This window comes from Mesorhizobium sp. P2_E7 (assembly GCF_056403855.1).
Window position 1 is genome coordinate 24,596 of the sequence record NZ_JBFUER010000011.1, and the last position, 13,092, is coordinate 37,687.

Annotated in this window: 15 protein-coding genes; 4 read left to right on the forward strand and 11 right to left on the reverse strand. The window is 62.9% G+C overall.

What is annotated here, in order from left to right:
- Nucleotides 1-77: 77 nt before the first annotated feature.
- From AC1DYC_RS30055 to AC1DYC_RS30075, 5 genes are all read right to left on the reverse strand, one after another.
- Complete coding sequence (locus tag AC1DYC_RS30055; protein WP_477411307.1) at nucleotides 78-1,634, reverse strand: FAD-dependent monooxygenase; 1,557 nt, start codon at nucleotides 1,632-1,634, stop codon at nucleotides 78-80.
- Between the two features lie 178 nt (nucleotides 1,635-1,812).
- Complete coding sequence (gene msrB / locus AC1DYC_RS30060) at nucleotides 1,813-2,313, reverse strand: peptide-methionine (R)-S-oxide reductase MsrB (protein ID WP_477411308.1); 501 nt, start codon at nucleotides 2,311-2,313, stop codon at nucleotides 1,813-1,815.
- 216 nt (nucleotides 2,314-2,529) lie between these two features.
- Nucleotides 2,530-3,087, reverse strand: a complete 558-nt coding sequence (locus tag AC1DYC_RS30065; RefSeq protein WP_477411309.1) for a fasciclin domain-containing protein — start codon at nucleotides 3,085-3,087, stop codon at nucleotides 2,530-2,532.
- A 222-nt stretch (nucleotides 3,088-3,309) separates the two neighbouring features.
- Complete coding sequence (locus AC1DYC_RS30070; RefSeq protein ID WP_477411310.1) at nucleotides 3,310-4,035, reverse strand: anti-sigma factor; 726 nt, start codon at nucleotides 4,033-4,035, stop codon at nucleotides 3,310-3,312.
- Complete coding sequence (locus tag AC1DYC_RS30075) at nucleotides 4,032-4,571, reverse strand: sigma-70 family RNA polymerase sigma factor (protein ID WP_477304954.1); 540 nt, start codon at nucleotides 4,569-4,571, stop codon at nucleotides 4,032-4,034. Before AC1DYC_RS30075 ends, AC1DYC_RS30070 begins: the two co-directional genes overlap by 4 nt.
- A 148-nt stretch (nucleotides 4,572-4,719) precedes the next feature.
- On the opposite strand from AC1DYC_RS30075, the gene AC1DYC_RS30080 reads away from it, so the two are divergent.
- On the forward strand, nucleotides 4,720-6,216 hold the full coding sequence (locus AC1DYC_RS30080) for an amidase (RefSeq protein WP_477411311.1): 1,497 nt from the start codon (nucleotides 4,720-4,722) through the stop codon (nucleotides 6,214-6,216).
- 109 nt (nucleotides 6,217-6,325) lie between these two features.
- Nucleotides 6,326-7,219 carry an acetylglutamate kinase gene (gene argB, locus AC1DYC_RS30085; RefSeq protein ID WP_477411312.1) on the forward strand — a complete coding sequence of 298 codons (894 nt, stop codon included), beginning with the start codon at nucleotides 6,326-6,328 and terminating at the stop codon, nucleotides 7,217-7,219.
- Between the two features lie 41 nt (nucleotides 7,220-7,260).
- Here argB and AC1DYC_RS30090 read toward each other — a convergent pair whose 3' ends face one another.
- The 4 genes from AC1DYC_RS30090 to AC1DYC_RS30105 all read right to left on the reverse strand — a co-directional run bounded on the left by AC1DYC_RS30090 (nucleotide 7,261) and on the right by AC1DYC_RS30105 (nucleotide 10,309).
- Complete coding sequence (locus tag AC1DYC_RS30090; protein ID WP_477411313.1) at nucleotides 7,261-7,659, reverse strand: RidA family protein; 399 nt, start codon at nucleotides 7,657-7,659, stop codon at nucleotides 7,261-7,263.
- 150 nt (nucleotides 7,660-7,809) lie between these two features.
- Nucleotides 7,810-9,357 (reverse strand): magnesium-protoporphyrin IX monomethyl ester anaerobic oxidative cyclase, encoded by a 1,548-nt coding sequence (bchE, locus tag AC1DYC_RS30095; RefSeq protein WP_477411314.1) that lies wholly within the window; start codon nucleotides 9,355-9,357, stop codon nucleotides 7,810-7,812.
- Nucleotides 9,358-9,488: 131 nt separating this feature from the next.
- Nucleotides 9,489-9,785 carry an immunity 53 family protein gene (locus AC1DYC_RS30100; RefSeq protein ID WP_477411315.1) on the reverse strand — a complete coding sequence of 99 codons (297 nt, stop codon included), beginning with the start codon at nucleotides 9,783-9,785 and terminating at the stop codon, nucleotides 9,489-9,491.
- Nucleotides 9,786-9,832: 47 nt separating this feature from the next.
- A complete protein-coding gene (locus AC1DYC_RS30105) occupies nucleotides 9,833-10,309 on the reverse strand; it encodes an Lrp/AsnC family transcriptional regulator (RefSeq protein WP_477232210.1) in 477 nt (158 codons plus the stop codon).
- Between the two features lie 140 nt (nucleotides 10,310-10,449).
- Between AC1DYC_RS30105 and phhA the strand changes: the two genes are divergently transcribed.
- Nucleotides 10,450-11,286, forward strand: coding sequence for a phenylalanine 4-monooxygenase (gene phhA, locus AC1DYC_RS30110; RefSeq protein WP_477411316.1), 837 nt, complete (start codon nucleotides 10,450-10,452; stop codon nucleotides 11,284-11,286).
- 108 nt (nucleotides 11,287-11,394) lie between these two features.
- Here the strand turns inward: phhA and AC1DYC_RS30115 are convergent, their stop codons facing one another.
- On the reverse strand, nucleotides 11,395-11,799 hold the full coding sequence (locus AC1DYC_RS30115; protein ID WP_352582868.1) for a VOC family protein: 405 nt from the start codon (nucleotides 11,797-11,799) through the stop codon (nucleotides 11,395-11,397).
- Between the two features lie 103 nt (nucleotides 11,800-11,902).
- Here AC1DYC_RS30115 and AC1DYC_RS30120 point away from each other — a divergent pair, with 103 nt between their 5' ends.
- Nucleotides 11,903-12,535, forward strand: a complete 633-nt coding sequence (locus tag AC1DYC_RS30120) for a TetR/AcrR family transcriptional regulator (RefSeq protein WP_477411317.1) — start codon at nucleotides 11,903-11,905, stop codon at nucleotides 12,533-12,535.
- 48 nt (nucleotides 12,536-12,583) lie between these two features.
- Here the strand turns inward: AC1DYC_RS30120 and AC1DYC_RS30125 are convergent, their stop codons facing one another.
- Nucleotides 12,584-13,081, reverse strand: a complete 498-nt coding sequence (locus AC1DYC_RS30125) for a MarR family winged helix-turn-helix transcriptional regulator (RefSeq protein WP_477411318.1) — start codon at nucleotides 13,079-13,081, stop codon at nucleotides 12,584-12,586.
- Between the last annotated feature and the right edge of the window lie 11 nt (nucleotides 13,082-13,092).

Genomic DNA, 13,092 nt, shown 5'->3' on the forward strand with positions numbered 1-13,092 from the left:
TTCCCCCGCCTGGCGCCCTCATGTGTGACCCCGGAAATCAACCCCCGATTTCCGGGGTCACGCTTAAGCATCAACCGCTACCGAGATTCACGACCGTTGTGCGGCCGCAGGCGCGGTCCGAACCATTTGGCCAGCGCATCGGTCAAGCCCGCCGATGTCGGGCCACCGACCCAGGCCACATAGCCATCGGGACGAACCAACACGGCATCGGGAGCTTCGATGGCGCCCAGCACCGGAAGCTCCCATCCACCATCATATCTGGCGTCGACCGAGCGAACCCGGTCCGCCCATGGGCCGATGTCGAAAGCGCCGGGTTTTCCAAAGTTGAGCAACAACGGTCGCGCCTGGTGCAGCAGCGCAAAGACCCGTTGCGGGCCATCGGCGGTGACGAGGTCGAGATCCGGCATGCGACGCCCCAGCAGTTCGTGCCCCTCGCCGAGCTCGTAGTGGATGTCCAGACCGGACATCATGCCGGCAAAGCACTTGCGCGGTTCCTCCATGGCAAGGAGCCCGGACACCATGTCTCGCAGCGCCTTTATGCGCTCGTCTTCACGGCGCAGCACGACCGCCGCCATGGTGTTTTTCAACACGCGCGCGGCAACCGGATGACGCTCTGCCTGGTAGGTATCGAGCAGGCTTTCCGGCGCTGTTTTCCTGATCACCTGCGCGAGCTTCCACCCCAGATTGACCGCGTCCTGCACGCCAAGCTGCATGCCCTGTCCGCCGTCCGGCGGATGCACGTGGGCGGCGTCGCCCGCCAGCAGCACCCGTCCCTTGCGGTATGACGCTGCCTGCCGGGTCATATCGGTGAAGCGGGACAGCGATGCCGGATTGTGGACGCCATAATCGGTGCCGAAGACGGAAATGAGCGCGTCGCTCAGATCGCGCAACGTCGGCGGCGCGACAGCCCCGACCTCGCGTTCGGTCACCATCACCCGCACGGTCCCGTCGTCGAGCTTGCTGAGACCATGAATGCCGGTTGCATCGCGGTGGATGCCCCAGTTCGGCTCCTCTGTTACCTCGACCTCGCCAATCAGGTTGCTGGTCGTCGGGTCCGAACCCGGGAACTCGATGCCCGATGCCTTGCGTACGAGACTTCTGCCGCCGTCGCAGCCGACGAGGTAATCGGCACGAAGCGAGCGGCCATCGCTAAGCGCGACGTCGACGCCGCTCTCATCCTGCACGAGAGCCGTCACCTCGCAGCGACTGTAGATCGTGACGCCAAGCTCCTCCACCCAGTCGGCAAGGATGCGCTCTATATGCTTCTGCCACAAAGCGAGCCCGTAATTGTGGCGGGTGGGAAAGTCGCTGATATCAAGGGAAACGCCGGCAAAGCCCGCGACCTGGGCAGTCCGTCCTTGCGCCAGAAACCGGTCGGCAATGCCGCGCTGGTCGAAGACTTCGATTGTTCGTGCGTGCAGGCCGCCGGAGCGCAGCCCGTCGAGCTCTTGTCCAACGCGCCGCTCGACGATGGCGGCATCGATGCCGGCCAAGGAAAGCTCGCCGGCCAGCATCAGTCCGGTCGGCCCGCCTCCGACGATCACCACAGGATGGGAGATTTGCGACCGGTCTGCCTCAGCACGACCGATCGATTTGCGCTCGCCTTGGCGAGTGCGTTCTTCAGTTGGTTGCATAGAGTCTTGCCCTCTCGTTAAGGGCTGCGGAATCTACGCATAAAAAGGCATCTGCCAATTCTTGATTTTAAGAGTTTTGGCCCCATTTTCATGGGTAGGAGGCGGTCGTTGCACCGCCTCCCAAATCTCCGACATCACCAGGAGACGCTGGACGGTCAGGCCGCGGCTGGCTTGAAGGTCAGGCCGCGGCTGGCTTGAAGGTCAGCGCGACGCCGTTGATGCAGTGGCGCAGGCCGGTCGGCGCCGGGCCATCATCGAAGACATGGCCGAGATGGCCGCCGCAGCGGCGGCAGTGGACCTCGGTGCGGGTCATGCCGAGCGAGCGGTCCTCGGTCTTGCCGATGCCATTGGGGATTTCCTGCCAGAAGCTCGGCCAGCCGGTGCCGGAATCGAACTTCGTCTCCGAGGGGTAGACCGGCAGGTCGCAGCCGGCGCAGGCGAAGATGCCCTTGCGATGCTCGTTGAGCAGCGGGCTGGTGCCGGGATACTCGGTGCCTTCCTTGCGCAGCACGTTGAAGGCTTCGTCAGACAGGATGGCGTGCCACTCGGCGTCTGTCTTGGTGATCTCGAAGGTTTCGGCAGCCTTGGCGGGTTGAGGCCCGCCCATGCGCAGCGTTGCCACAGCGCCGGCAACGGCCGCAAAGGCGACGCCGCTGAGAAGTAAATCGCGACGGTTCATGACAGAAATCCTCCTGCGGGTTGTTTTGCCAAATCTGGCCGCCACTGGAAAATCAAAAGCCGGTGACGGTGGCCCCGCAAACGAACACTCCACACCGGCTCCGCACTTTGGTGCGGACGGGATGGAGCGCTCGGTCGTTTGCGCGGCCCACGGGGGCGCGAGCCACGCAATCTGCAGGGAGCCTTGACCAACTGTTCGTCGGCGGCAGGCGCTTTGTTACATCTTCGGCAGCAGAACCTTGTCGATGACGTGGATGACGCCGTTGGACTGCTCGACATCGGCGATCGTCACATTGGCGACATTGCCGTTCTCGTCAGTGACGGTGACCTTGCCGCCTTCGGCCTTGAGCGACAGCTCGCAGCCGCCGACCGTCTTGACCTTGTGGGTGCCGCCGTCGGCCTTGGCCATTGCGGCGACGTCCGCGCCCATCGCCTTGGCGCCGATGACGTGGCAGGTCAGGATTTTGGTCAGCTTGTCCTTGTTCTCAGGCTTGAGCAGTGTCTCGACCGTGCCGGCCGGAAGTGCGGCGAAAGCCTCATTGGTCGGCGCAAAGACGGTGAACGGGCCGGCGCCCTGCAGCGTATCGACCAGGCCGGCAGCCTTGACGGCAGCGACCAGCGTCGTGTGGTCCTTCGAATTGACGGCGTTCTCGACGATGTTCTTGTTGGCGAACATGGCGGCGCCGCCAACCATCGGATTTTCGGCATAGGCAGCGGTGGCGAGGGCGGAGACGGCAATGGTACCGGCGAGCAAAAGGGTGGCGAGCTTACGCATAGTGTTCGGACTCCTCGGGTTATTGTTCCTCTTTCGGGAACATGAGGAGATACGGGATAGAACTGCTTGAGTTTCCGCGAAACGGGAAAAATTATTCTTTATTTTGTCGGCGAATTAAATTTTCGATGATCTAATTTTAATTTTCGCTACCGAAGCCAGGACGAAAACAGCGGAAGATATACTTCCGCTGTTTTCGTAGTCAGGTCATGGCCTTGAGATCTATCAGATGCCCTTCAGATCGCCCGCGGCGACGACCGGTCCGGTCGGCTGTCCGGTCGGCGAACCGCCCGTCGGCTCGACGCTGACCGCGAGCACGGCGCCTTGCGCCAGCTTCTGCTGCACGGCCGGGGCAACCGGGATATGCGCGGTCTGGCCGGCAGGAATGACGCCCATCGAGACCGGCGCATTCTTGCCCTCGATCATCCACAGTTCGAAGTCCTTGCCGGCGGCGCGTTCGCCCGAAACCAGCGATAGGCCGACATCGCGGCGTCCGGCATCGTAGACGACGAGGTATTTGACGTCACTGCCATCGGCAGCCAGCGAGGCGACGAGGCGCTCTTGCGGCACGACGACCGGCGTCCTGACATAAGGCACGGCGATGTAGAGCACCAGCGCCGCGAGAGCCGCTGCGGTGAGGCCGCGCCAGAAGGCGAGGCTCGCCCACAGGCTGCCGCTCGGCGCCGCGGTGGTCGACGCTGCGGTGGAGGAGAACAGCCGGCGATCGATAGCCGGCTTGATGGTGGCCGGCGGCTCGACTTCCGCATAGGCCGCGGCCATCGGCGAAAGGTGGACCTCCCAGGAATCGACGAGACGGGCAAAGCCGGTCTCCGCGTCGATACGTCCGGAGGCTATCTGGCGTTCGTCCGCTGGCAGAACGCCGAGAACGTATTCGGCTGCGAGCAGGTCGTCGCCTCCACGTTCCGGTCCATTTTCTTCTGCCAGGGTCATCTTTCCAGACATTCTCTAAGTTTCAACAGGCTGCGCCGCAGCCATGTCCGCATCGTGTTCAGCGGAACCTTGTGACGTTCCGCCAGGTCGGCGTAACTTTCGCCGTTCAAGTAAGCACCTCGGACGGCTTGCGCCCGGTCTTGTTCCAACTCTTCGAGGCACTGGTAGATGCGCTCGGATTCACCGCCCGCAACAACCATAGCCTCAGGCCCCGGACCCGGGTCAGCCACGTCAAGCGCGGCGTCGATATCGGCAGCAGGCTTGCGCCGCGATCGGATGCGATCAATCGCATGATTGCGCGCTATGGCTACTAGCCAGGAGATTGGGCTGAGATCAGAAACCGCGAAACGATCCGCCTTCGTCCACACTTTGACGAAGACCTCTTGCAGCGCTTCTTCCGCATCTCCCCGGTCCCTCAATACACGAAGGCACACGCCGAAAAGTTTCGCGCTGGTCTGCCGGTAGAGCAGATCGAACGCAGCCCGATCCTTCATCGAGGTCCGGACAATCAGGGTGGAGATGTCCTGCGGCGTCATGCCCACAAGCTAGGCGATTGCGATTTATTTGCAAAGGCAGAAATGTTGTTGTCCACGCAAACGAAGTCCCCGCCGAACCGCCAGTAATCGTCGGTCGGTTGCCAAGGAAATCACCTGTCGTTAGCCTCCTGCGGAAAGGGGAACAGCAATGTCGGTCGAACGGATGCTGTGGGACAACGATGCAACCGGCCTGGCAGAGCTGGTGCACAAGGGCGAGATCTCGCCGCAGGATCTTGTCGATGCGGCAATTGCGCGCGCCGAGGCCACCCGCCCGGATATCAACGCCATCGCCGAACCGCTCTACGATGCGGCGCGGGCGCGGGCGAAAGCGATAGATCGCAAGCTGCCTTTGGCCGGCGTGCCGTTTGCGCTGAAGGATCTCGGCATCGCCATCAAGGGCGTGCCGACGCACACCGGCAGCCGCATTCCGGCTTTCGCCGCCGACTTCAACTCGGTGATGACCGAGCGCTATCTCGCTGCCGGGCTCATCCCGATCGCCACCAGCACTTCGCCCGAACAAGGGCTGCGGCTGATGACCGAATCGGTCGCCTTCGGCATCACCCGCAATCCGTGGAACACGGGCCATACCAGCGGCGGCTCGTCGGGCGGTTCGGCAGCACTGGTGGCGGCCGGCGTGGTGCCTGCGGCGCATGCCTCGGATGGCGGCGGCTCGATCCGGGTGCCCTCGGCCTGCACCGGACTGGTCGGCCTGAAACCCTCGCGCGGCCGCGTGCCGCAGACACCGCTGATCAGCGAAGCCTGGTACGGCATGGTGGTCGACCACGCCGTCACCCGCTCGGTGCGCGACTGCGCGCTGCTGCTCGACCTGACGCATGGGCCCGACCCGCTGGCGCCCTATGCCGCGCCGGCGCCGAAAGGAACCTTTGCCGCCGCTGCGGCGCGCGATCCAGGCAAGCTCAAGCTCGCCGTGTACCGGAAATCGCCGCTCGGCCTGCCGATATCGGCCGAGACGCTCGCTGCGCTCGACATCGCGATAGCGCTGGCGCGCGAAGGCGGCCACACGGTAGAGGAGATCGACCTGCCCTATATCGATCGTGAGTTCATGGCCGATTTCGCCAAAACCGTCGCCTCGGCGGTGGCCGGCACGATGCGCGGCGAGGCGCTGCGCGTCGGCCGCCCGGTCCTGGGCGATATCGAGCGCGCCACGCGCGTCATCGCCCGCTTCGGCGAGGTCGTGTCGGCTGGCGAGATTTATGCCGACCTGCAGCGGCTCAACGCCGTTTCGCGCCGGCTGATCACCGAGACCGCGCAATATGACGCCGTGCTGATGCCGATCATTGCCCATCCGCCGCTGGCCTGCGGCGCCATGGACCCGAAGGGCGCCGACGAGCTGATCGAAAACCTGCTCGACAAACTGCACCTCACCCGGCTGCTGAAGCTCAAGCCGCTGCTTGGTCAATTGATGGACAAGAGCCTGTGGTTCACTCACTGGCCGGCGATCCAGAATGTCAGCGGCCAGCCGTCGATCGCGCTGCCTGTCCTTGTCACCGATGCCGGCCTGCCGCTTGGCATCCAGGCCGTCGGCCGCCCCGGCGACGAGGAGACGCTTTTGTCGCTCGCCGCGCAGATGGAAAAGATTTCGGGCTGGCTGACGCGGCGGGCGCCGCTGAAGGTGCCGGGCTAGATCGCGCCGTCTTTGCGATTTCGTCATTGTGACAGCAAAGCCGTTTGCGGCCTGCGCCAATTCCCGCTAAGACGCCGCCGTCCTTACCCACATCCAGGGAACCAAGCCGATGACGGAGATCACCGCCACCGCCGAAATGCAGGCCGCACTGCTTTCGCGGGCCCTGCCCTACATGCAGCGCTACGAGCACAAGACGGTCGTGGTGAAGTATGGCGGCCATGCCATGGGCGATATCGAACTCGGCAAGGCTTTTGCCCGCGACATCGCGCTGTTGAAGCAATCCGGCGTCAACCCGATCGTCGTCCATGGCGGTGGGCCGCAGATCGGCGCCATGCTGGCCAAGATGGGTATCGAATCGAAGTTCGAAGGCGGCCTGCGCGTTACCGACCAGAAAACGGTCGAGATCGTCGAAATGGTGCTGGCCGGCTCGATCAACAAGGAGATCGTGGCGCTGATCAATGCCGAGGGCGAATGGGCGATCGGCCTGTGCGGCAAGGACGGCAACATGGTGTTCGCCGAAAAGGCGCGCAAGACCATGATTGACCCGGACTCCAACATCGAGCGGGTGCTCGATCTCGGCTTCGTCGGCGAGCCGGTCGAGGTCGACCGCACGCTGCTCGATCTTCTGGCGCGCTCCGAAATGATCCCGGTGCTGGCGCCGGTGGCGCCCGGCCGCGACGGCCACACCTACAACATCAATGCCGACACGTTTGCCGGCGCCATCGCCGGCGCCTGCCAGGCGACGCGCCTCTTGTTCCTGACCGACGTGCCTGGCGTGCTCGACAAGAACAAGAAGCTGATCGACGAGCTGACGGTGGCGGAAGCCAGGGCACTGATCAAGGACGGCACGGTGTCGGGCGGCATGATCCCGAAGGTCGAGACCTGCATCGAGGCGATCGAGCGCGGCGTCGAAGGCGTCGTCATCCTCAACGGCAAGACGCCGCATTCGGTGCTGCTGGAACTGTTCACCGAACACGGCGCCGGCACGCTGATCGTGCCCTGAGCGGCTGCTGGCCGCAGCCCGCCGATCAGGCTGCCAGTCTATCAGGTGGATTGGGGCAAGCGCGCGATGACCTTTATTTCGAAGTCAAAGCCGGCTAACCAATTGACGCCGACCGCAGTCCAATTGGTGTAGGGCGGTTCACCGAGCACCTTCAGGCGAACGGCATCGATCGCTCCCCACTGCGCGGCGGGATCGGTGTGGAAGGTGGTCACGTCGACAATATCATCGAATGTGCAGCCGGCGGCCTTCAGCACCGCCGCGAGATTGTCGAAGGCAAGCTGGACCTGTTTTTCGAAGACCGGCTCAGGGGACCCGTCCTCGCGGCTACCGACCTGGCCAGAGACGAACAAGAAGTCGCCTGAGCGGATCGCTGCTGAATAGCGGTTGATCTCGTACAGAGCCTGCCGGTCGGCAGGGAAGATCGCGTCACGTTTGGTCATTTTCACTCCATCTGGACAAGGCAGGCTCCCGACGATCTCGGCCTACGCTCCGGGGCGGTTACATACGCCCCGTATGTCCGAGATGGGTACATACGCCGCGTATGTCAATACACATACGTCTCGTATATCCATGAAATGACGGCAGGCCGTTCAGGCGCCCGGCGAGATCGCGGCGACCGTTTCGGCCTGCTTGCGCGGCGGACGCACGACGACCATCGATTCTTCCTCTGCGTCCTGCGGCGCGCCCCAGAATTCGGCGAGCGTCGGGCCATCCTTCAGGCGGCAGTCCCACGCCAGGAAACCCCAGACTTCGCGGAACCAGACGCGGCGGCCCATTTTCGTGTACCAGCGCATCGAATGGCGCTGTTCGGGATCGGGATGGAAGAGAATGCGCGCCAGCGCCTTCGGCCGCGACTGCACCGCAACCTCGATCAGCTTGACCGAGAAGAACAGCATCCACGGTTTCAGCCGGGTCATCTGCAGCACCTGGTGCTTGTAGTCCCACAGCCTGGCGTCCGTCTGGATCACCTTGCGGTCCCGGGCGATGCGGAAGAACGGCGTCCAGCGATGCGGGGTGACGTAAAGCGCCTGGATCTGATCGGGGTCATAGGCAAGCAGCTGGCGGAAGCCGCGCCACAGATCGCGAAAGGTCTCGTCCTCGAAACCCGCCACCCAGGTCGCCATCGACAATATGCCGTGCTGGCGCAGCAGCCTGATTGCCTCGCGGTCGGATGATGTGCTGCCGCCCTTGCGGATCAATTGAAGTGTCTGCTCGTCGGTGTTTTCCATGCCGAGCAGCCAGCGGATGACGCCCGCTCTGCGGTAGAGATGCAGAATGTCGGCGTCGCGCACGATGTCGTCCGCGCGGGTCGAGCCGACGATCAGCACCGGCACGTTCTCGGCGATCAGCGCGTCGAGAAAAGCGCGCCAGGCTTTCTTCGACACGGTCGGGTTCTCGTCGGCGAGGTTGATCAGCTCGACGCCGTGCGCGCGGTGCAGCCAGGCAATCTCTTGCGCAAACTTTTTGGGATCGCGATGCCGCCAGCGGGTCCAGAAACCCCGCTGGCCGCAATAATTGCACAGATGCGGGCAGCCTCGCGAAAACTGCATGACCACGGCGCGCTTGCCGCCCCAATAGCTGTAGCGGCTATGGTCGATCAGCTCCCAGCCGACGCGGTAGTTATCGAGGGCAGCAATGGTGCCGGCCGGCCGCGTCGCGAAGGGACGGCCGAGATCGTCGCGATAGGCGATGCCGGCGATGTCGGCCAGCGGCCGGCGCTTGTCCAGCGCCTTTAAGAGGGCAACGATGGTCGCCTCGCCCTCGCCGCGCACGATGAAGTCGAAAACATCGGTTGCCGCCAGTATGTCGTGCCAATGATAGGTCGGGAACACGCCGCCATAGATCACCAGCGTCGCCGGCTCGCGCGCCTTGACCATGCGGGCAATGGCGAGCGCGGTGGGATGCGCTGAGGTCGAGCCGGAATGGCCGATCAGGATGCAGTCGGGCTGGCCGCTCAAGGCATCGCGCACAAGCGTGTCCAGCGGCATCGGCCCGAACTCGGCATCGACCAGCCGCACATGGTGGCCGGCGTCGAGCAGCGGCCCGCCGATTGCCAGGAGACCGAGCGGCGGCAGATGGTCGTCGGGCACGCGGCTGCCGATGGCGGTGTGCGGCGGATTGATCAGCACGATGTTCATGACGGACCTCCCGGGAGTTGGTCCGCGCATGCTGGTTGTCGATGTGGACGTCCGCTTGGCCTGCTTCAGCAGTTTGCGTGCAGCTTTTCCTCAGGTGCCGATGTGGGCGTTTCCCCCTACGGCTAGTAGCGCTAGCGAATTCGCGTAGCCCACTCTCGGAAGTTTTCAAGAAGCGAACGAAGGTGGAGTGGGCCGCCATGGCCATGAAACACGTTCCCCTCCGTCCGGCATTGCCACCAGTCGGTTTCATGTTCGTAGTTGTACGAGATCGGATCGAGGGTCCGCCCGTCGCAGTCCGTCCCTGCAAGGTCGATCTTCAATGACCAGCCCGGGTTATCGATGGTGTCGATCGAAACACCAAACGCATGCTCCCAATCCCCATTGCATTGGGCCTCATACCAGCGCGCTAGCCAATCTAGAACATCCATCCAGCCAAGCTATCGGACCGGCCACAGCATGGGAAGGTGAGGCGATGTCACCGCCTTAGATGGGCGAGCGGCACATGGCCGGGGCCCTTGATGTTCTGCAACACCAGCTGGGTGTGGACGTCGCGCACACCGGCAAGCCGCATCAGCCGGTGCATGACGAAAGCGTTGAGCTCATCGACCGACGGCACCATCACATGCAGCAGGAAATCGTGGTCGCCGGTCATCGTCCAACACGACGACACCTCGTCCATGCGCTGCACGGCGGCGATGAAGGTTTCGGGCGAACCGTCGCTGTGGCTGACCAGCCGAACCTCGATGAACACCTCGACCATCAGGCCGACGGCGCGGCGGCTGAGCACGGCGGCAAACCCCTTGATGATGCCGGCCTCCTGCAGCGCCTCGAACCGGCGCGCGCACGGCGTCGTCGACAGGCCGATCTCCTGCGCCAGCTCGGATACGGGTTTTCTCCCGTCGCGTTGCAGGATGTCGAGCATCTTGATCTCGAAATCGTCAAACTGAGGCATTTTCACTCTCCTTCAGCTTTTGTGTGGTGACTTTTACCTCAAATCCTACCTCCAAGCCATCATCAAAGCTGAATTGCCTCGCCGGCTGCCGGTAGATTTGGCGAACAGATTCGAAGTCACATGATCAGGGGAGAAGAACCATGACGACGATGAGCGTTGCCGAGTATGCCCGTGATTGCGCTGCCCAAGGCCTGCGTGGCGACTATTCGGTGTGCCGCAGCGATTTCACCGTGGCGCAGGGCTATGACTACAGCGCCGAGGAGCAGGCGGTGTGGCGCACGCTGTGCGACCGCCAGACCAAGCTGACCCAAAAACTGGCGCACCATTCCTATCTCGATGGCGTCGCCACACTTGGCCTGCTCGACAGGATCCCGGATTTCGGCGCGGTCTCAGACAAGTTGCGCAAGCTGACCGGCTGGGAAATCGTCGCCGTACCCGGCCTCATTCCGGCGGCACCCTTCTTCGACCATCTCGCCAACCGGCGCTTTCCGGTGACCAACTGGCTGCGCACGAAGGAAGAGCTCGACTACATCGTCGAGCCGGACATGTTCCACGACTTCTTCGGCCATGTGCCGATCCTGACGCAGCCGGTGTTTGCCGATTTCATGCAGATGTATGGCGAGAAGGCCGAGAGCGTGATTGCGCTGGGCGGCGACGAGATGATCACCCGCCTCTACTGGTACACCGCCGAATACGGGCTGATGCAGGAGAAGGGTCAGCCGCTAAAAGCTTTCGGCGCCGGGCTGATGTCGTCCTTCACCGAATTGCAGTTCGCCGTCGACAGCAAGGGTGCGCACCATGTGCCTTTCGACCTGGAGACTGTGATGCGCACCTGCTACGAGATCAACAAGTTCCAGCGCGCCTATTTCGTGCTGCCATCCTTCGATGTGTTGCGCGATGCGTTCCGGACCGCCGATTTCAAGGCCATCGTCGCCCGCCGCAAGGGGCAGCCGGCGCTGGATCCGGCGACGGTCTAGCAAATCCGGAACCAGTGTTTAAGGCGTTGCGCCCGGAAGCAAAGACCTGAAGCGCGTCGCATGAATCCGTTTCAACGCGACGCGCTTCGGGCGCTCGATCCCGCTGGCCTATTGCATGGCGGACGGGTTCATCCACAGGAACTCCCAGACGTTGCCGTCGGGGTCTTCGATGTGGCGGTTGAACATGAAACCGAGATCCTGCGCAGGGTTGGGATCGGCGCGGCCGCCGGCCGCCACGCCCTTCTCGACTATCGCATTGACCTCGTCCTTGCTGTCTGTGGTGAGCGCTATCAGCATCTGGCTGTCACGCTTGGCGTCGCCGATCTGCCGTGCCGTGAACTGGCTGTAATGTCCGTGCGTCAGCAGCATGACCCCAATGGAGTCTGAGAACATGATCGAGCTGGCCTGGTCGTTCGAGAACTGCGGATTGAGCGTGCCCCCGATCGCGAGATAGAACTTGGTCGCTGCCTGCAGATCGCGCACCGGTAGATTGAGGAAGATCATCTTGGTCATCGGTCTAAGCCTTGCCTTCGTTGACAGGTACTAGTCAGTCCAGTACCAATTTCATGGCTATCACGTGGGAACGGTACCGTCTAGTACCGGTCAAGGGAGTGTGATGAAAATCGACGGTGAGACGAGATCGGCACGCAAGGATCGTGAAATCATCCAGGCGGCCACGGCGGCGTTCATCGCTAAGGGTTATGACGGGACCAGCATGGAGGAAATCGCCACCAGGGCGGGAGCTTCAAAGCAGACCGTCTACAAGCATTTCACGGACAAGGAGACGCTTTTCTCCGAAGTCGTTCTGGCAACCGCTACCCAGGCCAACGATGTTATCGAGTCCGTGACGACGCTGCTTTCCGAGGCGAAATTCATGGAAGGTGGGCTGCAGCAGCTTGCCCGACGTCTGATGGCGGTTCTCATGGATGAAGAGTTGTTGAAGCTGCGGCGCTTGATTATCGCCAATGCGGATCGAATGCCGCAGCTTGGCCGCAGTTGGTACGAAAAGGGCTTCGAGCGCATGCTTGGCTCGATGGCTTCCTGCTTTCAAAAGCTCACCAGTCGCGGACTGATGCAAACCAATAATCCCCATCTGGCAGCCAGCCATTTTTTTGGAATGCTTCTATGGATCCCCATGAACGAAGCTATGTTCACGGGAAGCAACCGGCGCTCCAAGGCCGACCTTGAACGGCACGCGGATGCCTCGGTGGAGGCGTTTCTTGTCGCCTATGGAGTCCAGCCGAAATAGTCTCGTCCCTGCCGATATATGCGGTAACACCGCGAACACATCGGCATCCTATCGCCCGGGCGCGTCCGGTCCCTCGGCCTTCAGCCGGGCCAACTGGTCGCGCTGCAGGTCGAGTGCGGCGTGGACGAAGCGCGATATGGTGGCCAGTTCCGCGTCGCTGAAGGTGGCGACGACCTTTTCGCCTTCGCGCGCGATGGCGCCGTAATAGCGCGCCGACAGGTCGCGCGTCGCCTCCGTCGCCTCGATCACCACCTTGCGTCTGTCCTCGAGACTGCGCGTGCGGGTCAGGTAGCCGCGCGCCTCAAGCCGGTCGATCAGCGCGGTCACCGCAGCCGGCGTCAGCCCGGTTGCGATCGCGATGGCGCCGGCCGATTGCGGGCCGCCGTAAAGCAGGCCGATGCAATGGCGCTCGGCCATGTTCAGCCCAAGCCTTGCCCCCACCGCCTCATCATAGGCCTGAGTGGCGTCCTGCCACTGCATGATGGCCAGGCCGATGGCCGTCGTCATGTCCTCACGATTCTGGCTTGACGAATTTATTTCGATCATCTAACTATCAA